The sequence below is a fragment of the Actinomyces lilanjuaniae genome, from assembly GCF_003606385.1.
Classification (GTDB): domain Bacteria; phylum Actinomycetota; class Actinomycetes; order Actinomycetales; family Actinomycetaceae; genus Actinomyces; species Actinomyces lilanjuaniae.
The window spans coordinates 2,563,695-2,585,755 of the sequence record NZ_CP032514.1; the positions used below are offsets into that span (position 1 = coordinate 2,563,695).

General features: G+C 67.7%; 7 protein-coding genes and 1 pseudogene. 2 read left to right on the plus strand and 6 right to left on the minus strand.

What is annotated here, in order from left to right; all coding sequences use genetic code 11:
- Positions 1-67 precede the first annotated feature (67 nt).
- Positions 68-910 (plus strand): isochorismate synthase, encoded by an 843-nt coding sequence (locus D5R93_RS11020; protein ID WP_120205246.1) that lies wholly within the window; start codon positions 68-70, stop codon positions 908-910.
- A 149-nt stretch (positions 911-1,059) separates the two neighbouring features.
- Here the strand turns inward: D5R93_RS11020 and D5R93_RS11025 are convergent, their stop codons facing one another.
- The 4 genes and pseudogenes from D5R93_RS11025 to D5R93_RS11040 form a co-directional block, all read right to left on the minus strand.
- Positions 1,060-4,812: a DUF5979 domain-containing protein gene (locus D5R93_RS11025; protein WP_120205249.1), complete on the minus strand. Its 3,753-nt coding sequence runs from the start codon at positions 4,810-4,812 to the stop codon at positions 1,060-1,062.
- A gap of 452 nt (positions 4,813-5,264) precedes the next feature.
- Positions 5,265-9,073, minus strand: a pseudogene (gene mfd, locus D5R93_RS11030) (transcription-repair coupling factor).
- A gap of 217 nt (positions 9,074-9,290) precedes the next feature.
- A complete protein-coding gene (locus D5R93_RS11035; RefSeq protein WP_120205251.1) occupies positions 9,291-10,961 on the minus strand; it encodes a NosD domain-containing protein in 1,671 nt (556 codons plus the stop codon).
- 500 nt (positions 10,962-11,461) lie between these two features.
- Positions 11,462-14,899 (minus strand): DUF5979 domain-containing protein, encoded by a 3,438-nt coding sequence (locus tag D5R93_RS11040; protein WP_162933937.1) that lies wholly within the window; start codon positions 14,897-14,899, stop codon positions 11,462-11,464.
- A gap of 641 nt (positions 14,900-15,540) precedes the next feature.
- Here D5R93_RS11040 and D5R93_RS11045 point away from each other — a divergent pair.
- On the plus strand, positions 15,541-16,206 hold the full coding sequence (locus tag D5R93_RS11045) for an SDR family NAD(P)-dependent oxidoreductase (RefSeq protein ID WP_120205255.1): 666 nt from the start codon (positions 15,541-15,543) through the stop codon (positions 16,204-16,206).
- A 60-nt stretch (positions 16,207-16,266) separates the two neighbouring features.
- On the opposite strand, the gene D5R93_RS11050 is transcribed toward D5R93_RS11045, so the two are convergent.
- Both D5R93_RS11050 and D5R93_RS11055 read right to left on the minus strand, forming a co-directional pair.
- Positions 16,267-17,244, minus strand: a complete 978-nt coding sequence (locus D5R93_RS11050; RefSeq protein ID WP_120205257.1) for an aldo/keto reductase — start codon at positions 17,242-17,244, stop codon at positions 16,267-16,269.
- Between the two features lie 307 nt (positions 17,245-17,551).
- Complete coding sequence (locus D5R93_RS11055) at positions 17,552-21,901, minus strand: DUF5979 domain-containing protein (protein ID WP_120205260.1); 4,350 nt, start codon at positions 21,899-21,901, stop codon at positions 17,552-17,554.
- Positions 21,902-22,061 lie beyond the last annotated feature (160 nt).

The window sequence follows — 22,061 nt, forward strand, 5'->3', positions numbered from 1 at the left end:
TGCCGACACTGCCCTTGCCGGTAGTAGCCTCGTCGGCACCGACGCAGGCCGCACCGACACCGGATTCATGGACAACGTCCGCACAGTCCTGGACCTCCTCGGGCACGAGGGCCTCCAGAAGGTCGTGCTATCCCGGTGGGTCGATGTCGCGCTGCCTGACTACCTCGACCCTGCCCGGCTTGCCTCGTGCCTTGTGGGCCGTCTCATGACGGACAGGCACCGTGACGCGGACGTCTACTGCGCCACTGACGCCCAGGGCCGGACCTGGCTTGGCGCGTCCCCGGAGGTGGTGGCAGACACGCGGGACGGTCTCTTCCTCACCGCCCCCCTGGCCGGGTCGCTGCCGCGCAGTGTCGAGCGCACGCAGGCCGTGGCCCGCCTGACGGGCTCCCCCAAGGAGATGAGAGAGCACGCCCTCGTCGTTGATCAGGTCGCAGCCAGTCTGGGCGATGTCGTGGACGACCTTCAGGTCCCATCCGCCCCCTCCCTGCTGGCTACGGACACGATGTGGCACCTGGGCACCCGGGTCACCGGCCTGCTGAGACCAGGGAGCTCCTGCCTGGACGCGGCCCTGGCTCTCCACCCCACGCCAGCCGTGTGTGGCGTCCCGACTGCTCGGGCCGCAGAGGTCATCCGCTCCCTGGAGGGGCACAGCCGCGAGCTCTACTCCGGGCTGGTCGGCTGGACCGACTCCAGCGGGGACGGGCGGTGGTTACTGGTCATCCGCGGGGCCTGCCTGTCGCGCCAGCACCTGAGGATCCAGGCTGGGGCAGGCATTGTCGAGGGGTCCTCCCCCGAGCGGGAGCACGCAGAGACCGCAGCCAAGCTGTCAACCATGCTCAGTACGCTCAGCCACCTGGACCACCTCAGCGGCGTCCCCGGTTCCTTCAGGCGCGCTGGACAGCCCTAGACAGCCCTAGACAGCCTCAGCACCGCCTGCCTCCTGCTGCACGGTACCGCAGAACCAGTACGGCAGACCCGGCTGGGCTCGCTGGGACCCTGGGTGTCGGGCCCCACCTGAAGAGGTCCCGACACCCAGGCTCAGCTCACCAGCTCAACTCACTGCCTGCGGCGGCGCAGCAGAAGGCTGCCGCCGCCGATCGCCGCCAGGGCAGCGACAGCGGGAAGCAGGATCGCAGCACCGGTCCTGGCCAGCGACCCCGTCACAGAGCTGCCGCCCGGTGACGGGCTCGCACTGGCGGGAACCTCCGAGGACGGTGTCGCGGGGCCGCTTGTGACCACAGCGGAGGGCCCGGTGCTGGGTTCCCCACTGGGCTGCGGTGCCGGGCTCTCGCTTGGCTCCGGTGTCGAGCTCTCGCTAGGCTCCGGTGTCGGCTCGACCTCGCGGGTGTAGGTGTTGGTGAAGGTCATCTCCTCCACAGTGTCCTGGGTGCTGACTGTGACGGCCTGGTCCTCCGCAGGCTCCAGGGCGTAGCCATCGACCGCAGCAGCCTCGGCGTCCTCGGACACGGTGCACTCCGTGCCCACCGGTAGGGCCGGGCTGGTCACCGTCATGCCCGCAGGCACGGTGACCTGGTCGCTGACTACTCCCTCGTCAGCACCGCCCTCGGCATCAGCGGCGTCCTCGGGAAGGGTGCAGGTGTAGGTGAAGAGATAGTCCCTGGGCGCGGCCTGCGCGTCGGGGTCCCCAGCGTCCTCAGAGTCGTCCTCCAGTCCCTCGACGACCTTGGTCACGGAGAAGGAGCCTCGGTGCAGGGTGTAGGTGTTGGTGACCACGACAGCCACCATGCCGCCGTCGGTAACGGTGAGGGAGGCCTCCTCCGTGATGACCGGGTCCCCGTCCAGGACCGTCTGCGTGAGCAGGTCCGTCCCCTCCACGGAGGCATCCTCCTCGCTGATCGTGCAGCGGCCCACTGGTACGTCGGTGACGACGGCGCTGTCGGCGTCGGCGGTCTCCACCGTGCCGGTGGTCGTGGTCCCGTCGGCGCCGGTGCAGGTGTAGGCGAAGGAGAAGCTCTGCGGCGCCCGCGCAGCCCCGTCCCCGTCCACGGTCTTGCTCACCGCGAAGGAGCCCGTCTGGCGGGTGTAGGCGTTACTCAGGGTCAACGCCGTCTCCTGGTCACGAGCCTCCACCGTGACTGCCTGGTCCTCCGGGGCAGTCAGGGTGTACCCGGCCAGGGAGGCCGACGCGAGGTCCTCGCTGACAGTGCACTCGGTGCCCAGCGGCACCTGCGGGCCGGAGACGGACTGCCCGTCCGCCCCGATCGCGAGCATGCCCGTGCTGCCGTCCGTGCAGGTGTAGGTGACGCCGAACTCCTTGGCGGACAGGTCGGCCTCCTCAGCACCGGTGACCTCCTTGGCCACGGAGAAGCCTCCACGGTGCACCGTGTAGTCGTTGGTGGCCTGGACCACTGCGGTGGCCCCGTCGGCGACGTCGAAGGTAACCTCGCCGTCAGTCTCCTCCCCGTCCACGCTCCAGGTGGTAGTGAGGTCCGCTCCGTCCACGGAGGCGTCGGCCTCCCTCACGGTGCAACTGCCCACCGGCACGTCAGTAACCGCGGTGGTGGCGCCGGAGACCAGCTCGACCGTATCCGTGGTCGTGGTTCCGTTGACCCCGGTGCAGGTGTAGGTGAAGACGTAGGTCTGAGAGTCAGCCAGGCCGGCACCGTCACCGGTGACCTCCTTGGAGATCTGGAACCCGCCGGTCAGCGCCGTGTAGGCGTTGACGACGCTGACCTCGGAGGTAGTGTCCTTGGCGATCGTCAACTGGGAGCCCTCGGTGCCGTCAACCGTGATGAGGGTGGAGACGTTGTAGCCGTCACGCTGAGTGGTCTCCTCCGGCTCGCTGACGCTGCAGGTGGTCCCTACCGGCAGGGTGGGGCCACCGACGGCGGAGCCGCCGCCGGTCACCTGAAGTGTGCCGGAGACCTCCTCGCCCTCTGGCGTGTTGCAGGTGTAGCTGATGTCAAAGGTGTCGGCCAGGAAGGGGACGTCCTCAGGGCCGACCTGCTTGGCCACGGAGAAGGTCCCGGTGTGGCGGGTGTAGCTGTTGGTGAAGGCCGCCTCGGTCACCGCCTCCTCAGAGGGGACGACCGTCACGGTCACCGGGTCGGGAGCTGCCAGGTCATAGCCGTCCATGGCTGCGGCGTCCACGTCCTCGGTCACGGTGCACTCCGTGCCCGCAGGGATGGTAGCACCCGCCTCGACAGGGGTCCCGTCACCGGGGACGTTGCTGATGGTTCCCGTGACCTCCCCGCAGGTGTAGGTGTAGGAGTAGGTCCTGGGGGCGGCCGCCTCCAGGCCGGTGACGGTCTTGGTCACGGCCAGGGTGCCCGGCTTGTAGTCTGCGGTGTTGGTCAGGCCCAGCGCCGTGGAGGTCCGGTTGCCCACGGTGAAGGTGTCTGTCACCCGGTTGCCGATCCGCAGCACCGGGTCGCCCCACTGGTAGGCGGAGGCGTCCGGGGAGGCGGTAGCCGGGTCCTCAGTGAGGGTGATCTGGGTCCCTGCGGGGAAGGAGCCCGGGTAGACTGTCACCTTCCCCATGGTCACCGTCAGGGTGGTGGTGCCGGTGAGGCCGTCATCGGCCAGGGTGCCTGGCGGGGTCCAGCCGGTGTACTCGCTGGCGGCCTGGGGCAGGGTGTAGGCCACGTCCACGTCAAAGGTGGTGCCAGCGGCGATCTCGTCGAGGGCCTGACCGTCCAGGTACTTGGTGATCTCGAAGCCGCCGAAGCCATTGGCCAGCTCGACGGCGATCTTGAAGGAGTCGGTGTAGTAGCGCTCGGCACTGGCGGTAACGTCAGCGCCCTCCAGGGTGACGGAGTTGCGGTAGATCACGCCCTCTACGGCCGTTCCGCTGTTGATGCCGCCGGGAGCGTTGACGCTGTAGTTCGTGTCCGGCTCGAAGATGCCGGTGATGGTCATGGTGGCCACGGTGGCGTCGTCGTTGAACTCGACGGTGTAGGTGAAGTCCTCACCCGGCGAGTTGTAGACCCGGCCCGCAGCGTTGACCAGGTTGAGGGAGGTCGCCGACTCCGCGGAGGAGGCCCGGCGGAAGACCCAGCTGTTCAGGTTAGTCACGAAGGTCTGGCCCGGACCGGCCTCCTCAGTGAGGACCACGGTGGACTCAGTGGTCCCGTCAGCGACGAACCCGGGCAGGATCGACTCCAGGTGGGTGGTGCCTATCGTGATGCTCCAGGGCACGGTGGTGGAGGTTGCCGCCAGGGGCGTAGCCACCTTGGAGAAGGTCGCCGGACGGTAGGTGGGCTGCGCCTGCGGCAGGATGCCTCCCGTCCCGGGCAGGTCCACGGCAGTGGTGGTGCCGTTGAGATCCATGTCGGCGGTCTCAGCCTCTACGACCTGGGCGGCGATGAGCAGGGCCTCCCCGGAACCCCGCAGGAGGGAGCCGCCCTGCTCCTTGACGGTCTCGACCTCGTCGTTGAAGGTGCAGGTGATGGTGCGTTCCTCCAGCTGGCAGGAGCCGATGGTGACCTGCTGTCCACCCACCGTCACTGTCATCGGGTTGGTCCTGGGGTACTCGCGGTTCCTGAAGGCGTCCCCTAGGTCGATGCTGAAGTAGTCCCCGCTGCTGACATCGGTATCGCCCGCATCCCAGGTGAAGGCCAGCTTGGCGACGTCGCCCACCCGCAGGAAGCCCGACTGGACGATGCCGTTGGCGTCAGACTTGTCCAGGGAGGTGACAGTGACGTCGATGTCAGGGTTCTGGGCCGCACGCGCCGGAGTGGTCAGGGCGGTGAGCATGGTGAGCAGGAGAGCCAGCACCGCCAGGGAGGCCGTGACGCCCCGAACCACCGTACGGTGGCGGAAGGCGGGCCGGAAGGACGAGATCCTCATGGTGCTCCAATCTGGGACGGGCTGGGGCCTGGTCAAGGTCGGCAGGAAGGCCGCGCGCGGTCGTCAGACTCGTGCGGACAGAACCGGGCGCTCATCTAATCACACCGTTCTAAATCCCAGAGCAGCATCGTGGCAAACCGCTACTATCACCATCCTCCAACCAGGCCGCATCCATGTTGTCACCTTCCCACCTCCCCGGGCGCTCGCGAGCCGCTGGGACGGGCGCAGGCGTCGTCGACCTCGCGACCAGAAGCCAAAACTACCGCCGCCATACAACCGTGATTGTCATCGTAATGCAGCTTTGGGCGGGAGGTGAGCCGTGCTCCGATGCCGGATACCGAGCCGAGGCGAGCCGGACACGGACCCTCCGGCGGCACCCAGGACCAGGATCGACTCCAGCCCCATGCCACCATCGGGCCGCAGAGACAGCCAGGTCCAGCCGCCCCTCCCGCTCAACGGCGCCGGTACCGGGTGGCCTCCACCTCGTAGGAGTCGTCACCCTCAACGACGGCGTGCAGCAGCACCTCTGCCCAGGACAGCAGCTCCTCCCCACCGACCGCGCTCGATCCCATGCGGGCCGAGGCTCCCGGGGCAGGAACGACAATCGTGCGCGTGGCAGGCTTGACAACGGTGCCCGGGTAGAGGCGGGCCACCCGCGTGCGCCCGGAGTCGTTGAGGTTGACCGGGGCAAACCGTACCGACTTTCCCTGGGCGACGATCTCGGTGACCCCGAGCCGGGCAGCCAGGGCACGCAGCCGGGCCAGCGCCGCCAGGAGCCGCGTGGGCTCGGGCACCGGCCCGTAGCGGTCGGTCAGCTCCTCGACGACCTCCTCCACCTCGGCGGCGGAGCGGGCGGCGGCGAACTTGGTGTAGGCCTCCAGCCGCAGCCGCTCATGGGGGATGTAGTCCTCCGGGACCGTCGCGTCCACAGGTAGCTCCACCCGCAGCTCAGTCTCCTCGGTCTCCTCGGCGTCCCCGCCGACGTCGGCGGAACCCGGGACAGGACCGCTCCCAGTCCGGGTACCCAGGGACTTCTTGTGGGCGGACACGGCATCAGCAACCATACGCACGTACAGGTCAAAGCCCACTCCGGCGACGTGCCCGGACTGCTCCCCTCCCAGGAGGTTGCCCGCACCCCGGATCTCCAGGTCCTTCATGGCCACCTGCATCCCCGCCCCCAGGTCAGTGTTGGAGGCGATGGTGCGTAGCCGCTCCAGGGCGGTCTCGGTCAGGGGCTTGTCGGAAGGGTAGAGGAAGTAGGCGTAGGCCCTCTCCCGGCCCCGGCCCACCCGCCCACGCAGCTGGTGGAGCTGGGACAGGCCCATGCGGTCAGCACGGTCCACGATGAGCGTGTTGGCGTTGGTGACATCCAGACCGGTCTCGACGATGGTGGTGCACACCAGCACGTCGATCTCCTTACGCCAGAAGGAGTCGATAACGCGCTCCAGGCGCTGCTCCCCCATCTGGCCGTGAGCGGTGGCAACGCGCGCCTCAGGAACGAGCTCTGCCAGCCGGGCGGCGGTGGCGTCAATGTCCTCTACCCGGTTGTGGACGAAGAACACCTGGCCGTCGCGCAGGAGCTCACGACGGATCGCGGCGCTGACCTGCCTGGTCTCGTAACGGCCCACGTAGGTGAGGATGGGGTGGCGGTCCTCCGGCGGCGTGGCCAGGGTAGACATCTCCCGCAGGCCGGTGACGGCCATCTCCAGGGTGCGCGGGATGGGCGTGGCGGACATGGACAGCACGTCGACGTCAGTGCGCAACGCCTTGAGGGTCTCCTTGTGCTCCACACCGAAGCGCTGCTCCTCGTCGATGATGACCAGGCCCAGGTCCTTGAAGCGCACCTGGCCGGTGATGAGACGGTGGGTGCCGATCACCACGTCGACCGAGCCCGAGGCCAGGCCCTCCAGCACCTTCTTGGAGTCGTCCGCGTCCTGGAAACGGGAGAGCTGGCTGACCGTGACCGGGAAGCCCGCGTAGCGCTCGGTGAAGGTCTCCGCGTGCTGGCTGACCAGAAGAGTGGTCGGGACCAGGACGGCCACCTGCTTGCCGTCCTGGACGGCCTTGAAGGCGGCGCGCACGGCGATCTCGGTCTTGCCGTAGCCCACGTCGCCGCACACGAGGCGGTCCATGGGCTGGGTCCTCTCCATATCCGCCTTGACGTCCTCGATAGCAGCCAGCTGGTCGGGGGTCTCGGTGTAGGCGAAGGCCTCCTCCAGCTCGGCCTGCCAGGGGGTGTCAGGGGAGAAGGCGTGACCCGTCGTGGCCGAGCGGGCGGCGTAGAGGCGCACCAGCTCACCGGCGATCTCACGCACCGCCCTGCGGGCACGCGACTTGGTCCTCTGCCAGTCCGCACCCCCCATCTTGTTGAGCGCCGGGCTGTCCCCGCCCACGTACTTGGTGACCTGGTCCAGGGCGTCGGTGGGTACCAGGAGGCGGTCACCGGGCTGTCCACGGCGGGTGGAGGCGTACTCGATGACGAGGTACTCCCGGCTGGCTGCGGTCTTGCCTGCCCTGCCGGCGCCCACGCCTCGGCGGGTCAGCTCGACAAAGCGCCCCACGCCGTGCTGAGCGTGGACCACCAGGTCCCCGGGGTGCAGGGACAGGGGGTCCACGCTGCGCCGTGCACGCCGCGCGGGCAGGGTACGTCGCTGGCTCACGGTGGCAGGTGCCCGCCCGGTCAGGTCGGACTCAGCCACGAGGGCCAGGCGCGGCCCTTGGCCAGGAAGCCGTGCCCGGCGCTGGCCTGGGTGACCCTCACGACGCCGTCGCCGATACCGTCCTCGCCCGTGTTTCCCCATCCCAGCTCCTCAGGCTGGGTGAGGTGGGTGACGATACGGGCGGGAACGTCGCCGTCGGCCAGCAGCTGGGCCATGCGGCGCCCCGGCCCCGGGCCGTCAGTCGCCACCACGACGCTCCAGCCCTGCCTGGCCATCTCGCCGAGGTCCTTGACCGCCGCGCCCAGTTCTCCCCGGTAGGAGCGGGGGTCAGCCAGCGCCAGCTGCTCGTCGTCGGGACCCGACGGCAAGGAGGTAAGCGCCCACCACCCCAGGTTGGACTCCAGGGCCAGGGCACGGGCCTCACCCAGGCGGGCGAAGGCCGCAGCGGACAGGTCCACCGGTACGGTGCCACCAGAGGCGGCCGAGGTCCAGGCGGCGGCCAGGAACTCGCTGGTGGTGGCCACCAGGTCCTCTGCCCGCTTACGGATCCGCTCAGGCTCCAGCAGGACGATCAGCCGGTCCCCCACCAGCTCCAGCAGGGGGACCATCCGGTCCACCAGAACCGGGGCCAGCGACTCCATGCCCTCCACCGCGATCCCCTGAGCGATCTTGTCCAGCATGTCGGCGGCCCCGGGCACGGAGCCGAGCAGGTCGTGGGCGCGCTGACGCACCTGAGGGGTCAGGACAAGCTCGCGGCAGGCCGTGGCGGTCACCGAGGGCAGCGCCTCGATGGTGCGCTGGTCGGCCACAGCGAAGGAGGAGACCTCCTCGACCTCGTCGCCGAAGAAGTCCACGCGCACCGGGCGGGGCTCCGTAGGCGGGAACAGGTCCAGGATTCCGCCGCGCACCGCGTATTGGCCACGGGCCTCCACCATGTCTACGCGGGTGTAGGCAGCCGCCTCCAGGCGCGTGGCCACGTCTTCCAGGCTAGTGGTCAGCCCAGGTGCCAGGCGTACCGGCTCTAGCTCGCCCAGGCCGGCGATCACGGGAGCCAGGAGCGCGCGCACCGGGACCACCAGGACCCGGACGGGGCCGCACGCGCTGTGCCCGGCCGCCCCAGCGGTCGCGGCAGACTGGGCGTCCTCGGGATGGGCTAGACGACGCAGGACGGCCAGGCGACGGGCCACGGTGTCCGAGCGAGGGGAGAGCCGCTCGTGGGGCAGCGTCTCCCAGGCGGGGAAGACAGCGACGTCGTCGTCGGGCAGGTAGCTGCGCAGGGCGGCGGCCACTTCGTCAGCCTCACGCCCGGTGGCGGTCACCACGAGCAGGGGGGTGCCGCTGGCTGGGTAGGTGGCGTCAGCCGGGCCAGGTTCCGGGTACGTGTGGGCAGAGTCCGCGCCAGCGGATCCTGCGGGCAGCGGCTGCCCGACCGCTGCGGCCACGCCGTCCTCCCCCAGCGCCATAGCGGCCAGGACGGCGGGGCGGGCGCCGGGAGCCACGACGACGCTGCGGTCGGTGCGGGTCGGCAAGCCCGCCTGGCGCACGGTGCGGCCGATGAGGGGGTCGTCGAGCAGCGGGGGCAGGAGGGCAGTCAGGCGCACGGCCGCGAGTCTAGGGGCTGGGGGACGGCGGCGTCACGAGCACCTGGCGGAGGGCACTCCCTCTCAAGGGATCCTCACGCCAGCTCCGCACCGCAGACAGAGGCCTGCACTGTCCCTGCGCTCTCCATCCTCGGCCCAGACGACGGGGCAGGCCGCCGCTGGCGCTCAGACCGGATGACATGGAGGCGGACCACCGCAGGGCCGGAGCCCGGCGGTGTCAGCCGACCTGGACGGATCCCACGGAGGTGTCGCCGGTGATCGAGGCCGTCCCGACCCCGGGCAGGGAGCCGGTGTGGGTGGCGACCAGCTCAGGGGCATCCACACCGACGACCTGGTTGCCGCTGACGTTGAGGTTGGTGATGCTGCCGATGAGGGCCTGCTTCTGGTCAGGGCCCGCCGACACCTCAGCACCCACGTAGACAACGGGGACTCCCGCGTCGCCAGGGGTCAGGACGTTGCCGGTAACCGCCACCTGGTCCAGCGCGCCACGCCCACCGTTGTAGGTCACGGCGGAGCCGTCCACGGGGCTAGGAATAGAGCCACTGGCCATGTATGAGGCCGCAGAGCCGTCAGCTGAGCGCCCGTCCCAGATCGACTCGATGCCGATGAGCGCCTTCGTGGCGCGGCCTGTCACGGTGTTGCCGGTAAAGGTGGTGCCGCTGGAGTCGGGGCCGACGTAGAGCACCCACGCAGGAGCCGAGTCCCCCGAGAGGGTGACGGTGTTGTCGCTGAAGGTGTTGCTCCTGCTGCCCTGGTAGGCCTGGAGGAGGCCCTGGCCGGTGGCCCGGTCGGAGGAGATGGTGTTACCGTGAACAGTGTTGCCTTCGGAGCCGTAGGCCAGGTGCACCGCCGAGGAACGACTGTTGGTCAGGGTGTTGGACTCCACCCGGTTATTCGAGCAGTTGTTCTGCATAGAGATGGAGCGCATGGTGGTGCTCACGGAGTTGTGGGATACGACGCTGTCAGTGACACCCGACAGCCCGATGCCGTAGTACCCCCCGACGATGGTGTTGCCCGAGATTGTCAGGCCCGAGTTGTCGTACCGGTTGGGGCTCACGGTGCCGTCTGTGACGTAGCGCTCCCAGATGGGGCTGGCACTGCCGACGAAGCGGGTATCGGGGTCGTCAACCGCGGTGGTGACCAGCAGCGAGTAGGCCACCCCCTTTGTGTCCGTCGTTCCCTCGACATTGTCGATCCTGTTGTCGGTGATGCGCACCCCGGTCATCGGGCCCGAGCCCGCGGCGAGCTGGATGCCTCGGAAGGTCACACCGGTCATGGTGATACCGCTGATGGTGGAGTCGCTCAGGGCGTCGCCCTGGACACCGATGGTGTACGGGGAGTCGCCCAGGTCCAGGGTCATGCCTGTCACGGTAGTTCCGCTCGACCCGGCCGCCAGGCTGATGGCGCTGCCAGGCTCAGCCTGCGTGGCCCCCGCGATACTCACGTCGAGGGTGGCACCGGCGCCGTCGAGGAAGGGCACCTCGTCGGGAATCCGCAGGGATGCGGTGAGGGGGTAGGCCTGGGTGGGGCTCAGACGCACCCCTGTGCCCCGTTCAGCCGCCTTGGCTACCGCGTCGGTGAGCACCTGCGTGGCGTCCCCGCTCACGTCGAAGGCCAGGAGAGGGACGACGTCAGTGAAGACCGCCCCGTAAGCCCGTCCACCGATGGTCGCAGTGGCATCGGCCCCCTGGGTGCGGTCCTGCTGGAAGTGGATGTGGGAGGTGCCGTCGGAGACGACGATGTGCGCAGCAGTGGCACCCGTGTCGCGAGCCTCCTGGAGGGAGGAGACGACCTGGACCTGCCCACTGGCCTGGGCCTCGGTAAGGGACTGGGCGGCCAGGTACTCCTCCAGGGAGGAAGAGGCTGGGACATCAGAGGTCTGCGGCACCTCAGGGAGGACGGGACGGCAGAGCTCTCAGGGGAGGCTGTGGGTGTGGCCTGCTCGGGGCTGCTGGGGCCTGCGTGGGCTCGGCAGGGACGCCCAGGGGGATCTCCTCCGTGCTCTCCTGCGCCCCGGTCGCATACGCCGCAGCCGCAGTGGGACTGGGCTGAGCAGCCAGGGTGCGCTCAGGGGCCTGGGGGAGCCGAGCTGACAGGCACCCAGCACAAGGGTCAGCACCCCCGCGGCGACTACCGCCAGGAGCCGGAGGAGCCTGTGCTCGTGGCGGATCTGGAGGCGGCGTTCGTGGTGCTGCTGGTCATAACGGAGGGAGAGGATCTGTGCACGGCGCGATGTTACAGACAAGCCACAACTCGCCCCAGCTCGGCTTGCCGCAGTCCTACGACACGGGAGGGGAGGGTCCTGCGCCATGGTGAACATGGCCCAGGACCCCTCCCCCGTGATCAGTGCCCGGCACTTCTAGGAGCCACCGCGCACTGGTGTGCAGCTCAGGCCTTGCGGCGGCGCACCAGGACAACACCACCGATGATGGCGGCCAGGGCTATGACAAGCGGTACCAGGACGCTCGCCCCTGTCCGGGCCAGGGACGGGCCCTGGTCCACCGCCGCGCCCGAGGAGGTCGGCTCCGGCGCGCCTGAGCCACCCGGCTGCGGGGACTCAGACCCTGACGGCCCCGGCGAGGGGTCCGTCGTGGGTGTCGTCCCACCCGGCTGCGGGGACTCAGACCCTGACGGCCCCGGCGAGGGCGTCGGGTCCTCAGACGGCGTCGGGCTCGGCGAGGGCGTCGGGTCCTCAGACGGCGGAATCTCGGTGTAGGTGTTGGTGAACGACAGGGTCGTGGGGTCCTGGCCGTCGTCGGCAGCCTCGATAGTCAGCTGCTGCGCCTGCGGGACGGCAACGTCGTAGCCCTCAACCTGGGCCGAGGAGGCCCTCTCTGTCACCGTGCACTCGGCGCCCACAGGCAGCTGGAGACCGGACTCGGTGGCAGAGCCGTCACCCGCGACCGTCAGCTCACCAGTCACCTCGCCCTCAGCCTGGGAGCTGCAGGTGTAGTCGAAGACGAAGGACTTCTTGCTGATGTCCTCAGAACCGTCGCCCTCCACCGTCTTGGACACGTTGAAGGTGCCACGCTCCAGGGTGTAGGTGTTGGTGGCGGACACGGCAACGGCGGTGTCCTCACCGCCAGTGACGTCGAAGGTCGCCTCCCCACCGTCGACGTCCTGGCCGTTGACAGCCAGCCGGGTGGTCAGCGAGGCCCCCTCTACCGGGGCCTCCTTCTCACTGACCGTGCACGATCCGCTCACCACCTCAGAGACCTCCACAGTCTCGCCGGCCTTGACCGTCACCTCCACCGACTCCCCAGCCTCACCGGTTACCTCATCGGTACAGGTGTAGGTAAAGGTGAACTCTTCAGGAGCCAGGGAGGCACCGTCACCCTCCACCGTCTTGGAGATGGTGAAGCCACCCTTAAGACGCGTGTAGGTGTTGGTCACCGTCACCGAGGGCGTGGAGCCCTGGACCACGCTCACCGTGGTGTCGGAGTAGGCCGTGGCCACCGCGTAGCCCTCCCGGGCGGCAGAGTTGGCATCCTCCTTCAGGGTGCACGTGGTCCCCGTGGGCAGGCTCGGCCCACTGGTCGGCGTCCCGTCCATCGCGACGTCCAGGGTGCCCGAGGCGGAGTCGGCGTCGTCACAGGTGTAGGACACCTTCACCGAGTCGGAGGACGTCGGAGAGTAGTCACCCTTGACATCCTTGACTACCGAGAACGAGCCCGTCTCCCGCGTGTAGGTGTTGGTCACCGTGACGGCAACGACCTTGTCCTTGGTGATGGTCACCGTCTCCGGGGAGAACGAGGTGACGACCGAGTAGCCCTCCCGGGCCGCGGAGTCGGCATCCTCCTCCAGGGTGCACGTGGCCCCGGCAGGAAGCTGGGGCGACTCCACCTCGGTGCCGTCACCGGGGACGCTCAACGTCCCCTGCGTACCGTCCTCACAGGTGTAGCTGATGGCGAAGGAGGTCTGATCCGTACCCTCGGGCCCTCCCTCGACGATCTTGGCCACCGAGAACGAGCCCGTCTCCCGCGTGTAGGTGTTGGTGAAGGACGCCGTGACGGCAGGCTCCTCCTCGGTGGACTCCGAGATTGTCACCGTCTGCGGCTCAGAGGCAACCAGCACGTAGCCGTCTACCTGGGCGTCGTCAACGTCCTCACTGACCTCACAGGTCGTACCCGCCTCAAAGGTCTGGTCAACCTGCGCAGGCTGACCATCACCCGTGGCAGTCACGCTACCCGTCTGGCCGTCAGAGCAGGTGTAGGAGAAGCTGAACTCCCTCTGCGCGCCGCCCTCGGCCTCCTCCAGCCCAGAGACCTCCTTGACAACCTGGAAGGTACCCGAGGCCGTAACAACCTCGGCCACGTTGTTCAAGGTGACCCGAGTGGATGTCTGGTCAGCAATAGTCAGCCTGTTGGTCTCGGTCTGACCGACGGTGAAGACCGGCTCGCCCCAGGTGAAGCCCTCGGGAGCGGGGGACGCCTTGGAGGTGTCCTCCGACAGGGTGATGACAGTGCCCTGGGGGAAGGTTGCCGGGTAGGTGTTGGTCCGCCCGATGCTCACCGGCATGGTGGTGGTCCCGCTCACCCCGTCGTCACTCAGCGTGCCGGGAGCCTGCCAGCCCTCATACGAGCTGGCCGGGCCAGGAAGGGTGTACTCGACTGTCACCGGCAGGGTCGTGCTGGCCACATCAACAGCGTCCACACCAGAACCGGACAGCGTCTTGAGGATCTCAAACCCGCCAAAGCCGGCCTCCATCTCCACGATCACCTTGAAGGAGTCGGTGTAGCTGCGCGTGAACTCGCCCTGTGCCCCGGAGTCGTTGAGGGAGGCCGAGTTGCCGTACTGCACCCCGGCGATGGCCGTACCCGACTGGGAGGTAAAGGTCACCGGGTAGGAGATCTTGTAGTTGGTCTGGGCGGCGAAGGGCCCAGTGACTGTGATAGTGGCGACCTGGCCCTCAATGGACACCGCCATGTCGAAGTCACCGTACGTCGTGCTCAGGTCCGTACCCGCCGCGTTAGTAACGTTGACACCCGGCAGGCTGGGCTCGGCGGCGCTGTTGCGCACCATGAAGAACCACCGGCTCATATCGGGGTTGAAGGCCATCCCGGCGCCGAGGGTGTCAGTGACGGTAATGGTCTGACGGGTGGTGCCATCAGCCTCGATGGGGCTATCGCCCCCGGCAAGCTGTTCCTTGATGTAGTCCGAGCCGAAGTTGACCTCCCAGATCATAGAGGAGGATGACGAGGCGATAACCGAGGACATCTTCGTGAACTTGAAGGGGGTGTAGACCACCTCCGGGACTCCCGAGATGCCCCCGGTGCCGGGCAGGTCCACGCTCACCGTCTGACTTCCGTTGACCGTCATGTCCACCTCCTCCGCGGTGGTGGTCTGCGTGACGAGGAGCAGCGCCTCTCCTGAGCCCCTGAAGTTCGTGAACCCTGCGTTCTTGAGGTCAGTGACGCTATCAGAGAAGGTGCACTCAATCTCCTTCTCAGTCAGGGAGCACGAGCCGATCTCGGTCTGCGTGCCGTTGTAGGGCAGGGTCATTGGTACCGTCTTGGGGCTCTCCAGGTTCCTGAAGTAGTTGCCCAGGTTGACGGAGAAGGAGTCCCCCGGGTTCACAGTGGTTCCGGTAGCGTCCCAGGAGTAGGTCAGCTTGGCCACGTCCTGCGTCGTCAGCGCGCCTGCGGAGTCGTTGCCGTTACGGTCAGACTTGGTCAAGGTGAGATCCTTGACCTCGATCCCTTGGTTGACATCGGCGTGGGCAGGCAGGGGCGACAGAAGGCCAAGGAACAGGGCCAGGAGCGCCAGACAGGCGACCCTCAGCCGCAAACCGGGCGCAGATGCCCCACGGCCACTAAAGACCAGCATAGACAGATCCTCTTCGCTAGGGGATGGGATGGTCAACTCTGCAAGCAGACTACACAGCGTACAGGCCCAGAACTCCTCCGAACCTCCTGACGGCCACTCATCCCAGTCCACCCCCAAAAAAGTTACCCAGCCGCTACCTCAACGAGAAAGTTGAGACATTCCCGAAAGCTTTGAAACCGTTTCGACACATTAGTGGATATCTCTCAACTCTCTCCTCCCAGCCCATAGAGACGTTCTCACCTGAAAGGTGCGCGCCACCAGCCAGCCCACGGGCCACCACACAGCCCTCCCCCAGCGCCCACCCGCCCGCGTCAGGACGGAGACAGCAGCCCGCCGTCTCGCAGCCCTTCGGGCAGCACCTGCCCACCGGGGAGCTGCCCGCTGGAACGCAGCACCGAACGGCCTTGACCGACTGAAGCCCGCCCCGTCGCTCGCTCGCCAGACAGAACCGCGCACCGCGACCGGGACCGGAAAGCCTCGCGCTGTGCTTCGCGCGCCAAAGACCATCAGGGAGGTACCGGCAGTGACTCCCAGTCTGCCGAACGCCCGCATAGGCTGTCCGCACCAGCTGTCTGCACACCAGCGGCGGACCAGCAGTGACCTAGAACCGTCAAAGCACCAGCAACCGGGAGGACACCGCCATGACCACCATTGCCATCATCGGAGGCGGCCCGGGGCTGGGCCACGCCGTTGCCCGCCACTTCGGCCGCGAGGGCTTCGACGTCGCCCTTGTCTCCCGCAGCCGCAGCCACCTGGACGAGCGGGTCGCCGCCCTGGGCGCCGAGGGCGTTGCCGCCCGTGGCTACAGCGCCGACGGCCGTGACCGCGCTGCCCTGACCCAGGCGCTGGCCGACGCTGCCAGCGATCTTGGCCCCATTGAGGTGCTCCAGTGGAGCCCCGTGCCCGCGCGCGAGTTCATGAAGCCCGTCCTGGAGACTACCGCCGCGGACCTCGTGGGACCCGTCGAGATGTCCATCTACGGGCCTGTCAGTGCGGTGGGCCAGGTGCTGCCGGGTATGCGCGAGCTCGGACGCGGCACGATCCTGCTCGTCAACGGAGGCTCCGCCGTACGCCCGGGCTCCCGGGTCACGGGCACCTCGGTGGCCTTTGCCGGGGAGAGCGCCTACGGCCAGCTCCTCCACGACGCACTCGCCCCCGAGGGGATCCACGTGGCCCAGCTCATCATCCCTCGCGGGATCGGGGGCGGCGAGCCCTCCCACGAGCCGGACGCCCTAGCCCAGCGGCTCTGGGAGCTGCACACCGAGCGGGGCGAGTTCCGCACCTTCGCCGCTCCCATGGACCTGTAGACGAGCCTGCGGGGCACAGGCCCGTCGGGGAGGCTGGTGGCGGCCAGCGCGACGTTCGGCTCAGGCCCCGTGCGGAATGAGGCCGACGAGCTCGTGGGCCTGGTAGGGCTCCTCCAGGTAGGCCACATCCTCCTCGCTGAGCTGCAGCTCTAGGGCGCGCACGGCGTCATCGACCCGGCTCGGCTTTGAGCAGCCGACCACCGGCGCGGCCACGCCCCTGGCCCTGTGCCAGGCCAGGGCGACGTCGGCCATGGGCACCTCGCGGCGCTGCGCCACCTCGGCCACCCGGGTGACGATCGGCATGTCCATCTCGCGCCCGCGGTCGTACTTGCTGCGCATGACAGCATCCGTGGTGGAGCGCACCGAGTCGGAGTCCCAGGTCGGGCGGGTCAGGTGGCCGGAGGCCAGCGGGCTGTACGGGGTGAGCGACATCCCGTACTGGCGGCACACGGGGATGAGCTCGCGCTCGTCCTCCCGGTAGAGCAGGTTGTAGTGGTTCTGCATACTGGAGAACCGGGTCCACCCGTTGGCGTCGGCCACCACCTGCATGGTGTGAAGCTGGTAGCCGTACATGGCCGAGGCACCCAGCGCCCTCACACGGCCGTCGGCAACAAGCCGGTGGAGAGCCTCCATAGCCTCCTCAACGGGGGTGTCATAGTCGAAGCGGTGGATGATGTAAAGGTCGAGGTAGTCAGTGCCCAGGCGCTCCAGGGTGCCGGTGATCTCACGCTCGATGGCCTCGCGCGAGAGGTGCCCCTCGTTGAAGTAGACCTTGGAGGCCAGCACCACGTCCTCACGGGCGACGCCGAGGTTGCGCAGCGACTGCCCGATGAAGGTCTCACTGGTACCCCGGGCGTAGACGTTCGCGGTGTCGATAAAATTAACACCGAGTTCCAGCGCCCGGGCGATGACCTCCTGGGTGGCGGGCTGGTCGATGACCCACTGGTGGGTGTCGGGGAAAACCTCCCCGAAACTCATGCCGCCGATGCACAGCCTGGGGATGGTGATGTCCGTGGCGCCGAGGGCCGTGTACTCCATGTCTGGGTCTCCTTTAACCACTTTAACCGTACGTCCTGCCGGTACCTGCTGCCCGTGGACACACCTAAGGCTCCCAGCGCGGACGGCGCCGCGCAAGACCCCATGCTGGCCCTGCAAGGCCCCCTATGCGAGGCCCCCTGTGCCGACTGCAACAGCGCGAGACGTGGCAGCACAAAGACGGGAAGGGGCCGCTCACCAGTGACAGGTGAGCGGCCCCTTCATGTGGGGTTCAGAACTATTGCCAGAGTATCTGGGTCACGGTTCTGTGCCCGCGAGTGCTCGCGCAGGCGCCCTTACAGGACAGGCATCACAACCGGCGACGGCGCAGGAGCGCGACCCCTCCGGCGATCGCTGCCAGGGCGATGGCAATCGGCAGCAGGATCGTGACACCGGTCCTGGCCAGGGACCCCGTGGAAGGGGCTGTTGAGGCGGTCTTGGGGGGAGCCGAGCCGGTAGCTGCGCCACCCGCCGCTGTTGAGGGGCTCGGGCTGGACGAGGCTGACGAGCCGTCCTGGCCAGCCAACGCCTCCGAGGGAGTGGTCGTGGCCGGTGGGGCAGCCGACTCCTCACTGGCACCAGCCGAAGGACTCGGCTCACCCGCAGGCCCCTCAGAGGCCTCACTCGGAGTGGTCGTGGTCACCGGGGCAGCCGACTCCTCACTCGCACCAGCCGAAGGACTCGGCTCACCCGCAGGCCCCTCAGAGGCCTCACTCGGAGTGGTCGTGGTCACCGGGGCAGCCGACTCCTCACTCGCACCAGCCGAAGGACTCGGCTCACCCGCAGGCCCCTCAGAGGCCTCACTCGGAGTGGTCGTGGTCACCGGGGCAGCCGACTCCTCACTCGCACCAGCCGAAGGACTCGGCTCACCCGCAGGCCCCTCGCTGGGGCTTGGACTGGGTTCCGGCTCCGGCTCCGCCTGCTTGGTGTAGGCGTTGGTCACGTTGATCACACCAGGCGTGTCCTTGGAATCCACGGTCACCTTCTGGGCCTCCGGCTCATCCAGGTCGTAGCCCTCAATCGCCGCGGCGTCGGTGTCCTCGGAGACCGTGCACTCGCTGCCCAGGACCACGTCGGCCTCGGCGTCCACAGCCTGGCCGTCAGCCTTGGCCACCAGCGTGCCCTCAGTACCATCGTCACAGATGTAGGAGAAGGAGAACTCCTTGCCCTCCAGACCCTCAGCCTCGTCAGCACCGGTGGCAGCCTTGGACACCGTAAAGCTACCGGTCTGAGGGGTGTAGGTGTTGGTGAAGGACGTAGCCGCCACCTGGTCCTGCTCCGTGATCGATACCGTCTGGTCCTCAGGCACGGTCAGGTCGTAGCCCTCAATCTGGGCGGAACCAGCGTTCTCGGTAACGGTGCACTCAGTGCCCACCGCGAAGCTCTGCTCGGCCTGGACCACCTGGCCGTCGGCCTTGGCGCTCAGCGTGCCCTGCGAGCCGTCGGTGCAGGTATAGGAGAAGGAGAACTCCCGCTCACCCAGCCCGGTGCCCTCGACGAGCCCCTCGGTGGTCTTGGCCACCGAGAAGGTACCCCGGTGTGCGGTGTAGGTGTTAGTGACCTCCACCGCGACAGCAGAGCCCTCGGTTACTGTGACTGTGGCCTGGTCGGCCTGGGCCTCAGCAGCCTGGCCGTCCACGGTCATGGCTGTAGTCAGGTCGGCCCCGCTCACCGAGGCGTCACGCTCGGTGACGACGCACTCACCCACGGGTACGTCCACGTGCGCGGACTCCCCAGCCCTGACAACCACCTCACCGGAGGGGTCCGAGCCGTCATCCGTGGTGCAGGTGTAGCCGAAGACGAACTGCTCCGGCGCCCCAGCAGAGGCGTCGCCGTCCACCGTCTTGGCGACCTCGAAGCCACCAGTCTGCTGGGTGTAGGTATTGGTGACGACAACCGCACGGGTAACGTCCTTAGCGATGGTCAGGGACGAGCCCTGCTCACCGTCCACGGTCGTACTGGTGGCCAGGGCGTAGCCAGCCCGGGAGGCGTCCTCCTCATTCACGACGCACTGGGTCCCCACCGGCAGGCTCGGACCGTTGACAGTGCCGCCGCCAGCGACACCGAGCGTGTCCGAGCTCGTGGAGCCGTCAGGCAGCGTGCACTCATAGGCCACGGAGTAGGTGGCGCCCCCGAAGTCCCCGTCACCGGCAACCTCCTTGGTCACGGAGAAGGTTCCCGTGTCCTGGGTGTAGGTGTTGGTCGCGGTCACGGCAGTGTCCTCGCCCGTGACGATAGTCACCTTCCCCCCAGAGAGCTCGGTGTCCACCGAGTAGCCCTGCCTGGCGGCAGAACCCTCTTGCTCGGCCACCTCACAGACGGCGCCTGCAGGCAGCACGGGAGAAGACACCGCGGTCCCGTCACCGGGAACCTCCAGCGTGCCGCTCTCACCCGTGGAGCAGGTGTAGTCGAAGACGAAGGTGTCACCGGAGAAGTCACCGTCACCAGCCACAGACTTGGCCACGGAGAAGGTGCCCTCGTCCTTGGTGTAGGTATTGACCGCAGTCACGGCCACAGGTGCGTCCTGAGAGATGGTCACCGTGGAGTCGGACAGCTGGGAGTCCACGGAGTAGCCCTCCTTGGCGGCCACCCCCGCGTCCTCGGTGATCTCACAGGTAGCACCCTCAGCGATCTCGGGGCTGCTGACCGCACGGCCGGTGCCGTAGGCCTCCAGAGTTCCCTCGGTACCGTCGGTGCAGGTGTAGCTGAAGGAGAACTTGTCCAGGGCGAAGTCACCCTCCCCGGCCACCGTCTTAGCCACCGTGAAGGTACCTGTGCGAGGCACGTAGGTGTTGGTGAACTCGGCCTGGGCCACGGCGTCGGAACCTGCGGCGATGCGCAGACGCTGGGACAGAGGGGCCTCCAGGTTGTAGCCGCTCACCCCAACACCCTCGGTGGACTCCGTGATGGTGCAGGTAGTGCCGACCTCGAAGGACGTGCCGGTCTCACGCACCGGGGTGCCGTCCCCCCTGGCCACCAGGGTGCCCTCCTGTCCGTCGGAGCAGGTGTAGGTGAAGGTGTAGTCCTTGTCCGCGACTCCGGGGGCGCCCGAGGCGGTCTTGACGACCTCAAAGGTGGACGGCTCGGCCCTGACCATATTGGTCAGCTCAGCACCGAGGACCTGCTGGTTGGCGATCGTCAGAGTACTGGTCGGAATGCCGCCCACCACGAACAGGCTCTCGCCCCAGCTGTAGCCCTCGGGCAGGGGGACGGAGGGCTCAGCCTCGGTCAGGGTAACCACGGTCCCGGCAGGGAAGGTCACCGGCGGGTTCGGACCGACAAAGACGTTCTTGCGCCCCGTGATGACCTCGTAGGAGGCGGTGCCACTGGCCTGGTCAGCGTTGAGGGTCCCCGGAGGCTCCCACTCCGGGTAGGTCGCCCGGGTCGTGCCCTCCGGCAGCTGGTAGCTGAGGTTGACCGTGAAGGTAGAGCCCGCAGGCACCTGGTCGGAGGCCGGGCCGGTCACGTACTTGTCCAGGGAGAAGGTGCCGTACCCCAGCCGCATGTTGACGGTCAGAGAGAAAGAGTCCAGGAAGGACTTGGTGGCGTCGCGCTCAAAACTGGTGCCGTCGATGGACACGTAGTTCTCATAGATAAACCCGGGGACAGCCAGGCCGTCCTCGGTCGTGGCTCTGGTGTCATAGATCAGCTGGTAGTTGCTCTGGGGGGCAAAGGGGCCGGTCAGCACGATCCGGGCGCTCTGACCCGAGTCGGTCTCCTGGCCGTAGACCACCTTGAGGCTGAACTCCCCCAGCACGGTGACCCGCGAGCTCTCTGCACCGTTGGCCAAGACCACCTGAGCCGTCTGCGGGTTCGACTCTGTGGCAGAGTTGCGCCGAGTGAGTCGCCACGAGGTCAGGTTCCCATCAGGGAAGGACTGACCGGGCCCCAGGAGGTCGGTGAGCTCGATCTCGTGGACGGTCTGACCGTCAAAGGTCACGTCCACCCCGTTAGCGGCGTACTCCTCTTGAAGTCTCTCAGTACCGAAGCCAATGACCCATGTCACACCAGTTGACCTCTCGGACATGGCGGTAGCCCCCTTGCTCAGGGCGTCGGGAACGTAGCGTATCTGCTGCGCGGTGATACCGCCCTGCCCGGGCAGGTCCACCATGACGGTCTGCGAGCCGTTGACGGTGAAGGGAAGCTCCTCCTCCGTGGTGGACTTGACAGCCACCCCCTGGATCTTGCCGGACCCGGACAGGAGGTTGTAGCCCTGGCGGATGAGAAGCGGCAGCACCTCGTTAAAGGTGCAGGTCATATTGGTCTCCGCGATGACGCAGGTACCGACCTCCGTCTCCACACCGTCAACAAAGTGGGTGAAGGCGCGCGTCTGGGGCACCCGGAACCTGAGCTCCTCAGGCAGGTCGATGGAGAAGGAGTCCCCGTCCCTGAGATCGGCGTTGCTAGCGTCCCAGTCAAAGGTTATGAGCGCAATCGAGCTGCCTGCGTCCAGGTTTCCTGACTGCGGGTTCTCCGAGGCATCCGTCTTGGCCAGCCTCAAGTTGGAGATCGTGATGCCGGTATTGACGTCAGCATGGGCGGGCGCGGGAGCCAGGACCGGCACCACCATGGTCACCACCATGGCCAGCAGGGCCAGACAGGCGCCAGCACGGCCAGCCCCCCGTCGGGGCGCAGCCGCACGGACGGCAATGGATTTCATAGATGAGACCTTTTCGAGATCAAAATGCCTGCACCATGCAGAGCAACGGACGACCCAGAGTATTAATGCCTGTCCCGAAGCCGCAACCTCTCAGCACTAAAAAGGAGGTACTTTTACGGAACCGATACTTACCCAGGCCTGCGCCCCTGCAATCCGCTTA

Bases quoted from the DNA above. Each gene is read 5' to 3' on its own strand.
- D5R93_RS11055 (WP_120205260.1), bottom strand. From the start codon at position 21,901: ATGAAATCCATTGCCGTCCGTGCGGCTGCGCCCCGACGGGGGGCTGGC.
- D5R93_RS11020 (WP_120205246.1), top strand. From the start codon at position 68: ATGGACAACGTCCGCACAGTCCTGGACCTCCTCGGGCACGAGGGCCTC.
- D5R93_RS11025 (WP_120205249.1), bottom strand. From the start codon at position 4,812: ATGAGGATCTCGTCCTTCCGGCCCGCCTTCCGCCACCGTACGGTGGTT.
- D5R93_RS11045 (WP_120205255.1), top strand. From the start codon at position 15,541: ATGACCACCATTGCCATCATCGGAGGCGGCCCGGGGCTGGGCCACGCC.
- D5R93_RS11050 (WP_120205257.1), bottom strand. From the start codon at position 17,244: ATGGAGTACACGGCCCTCGGCGCCACGGACATCACCATCCCCAGGCTG.
- D5R93_RS11040 (WP_162933937.1), bottom strand. From the start codon at position 14,899: ATGCTGGTCTTTAGTGGCCGTGGGGCATCTGCGCCCGGTTTGCGGCTG.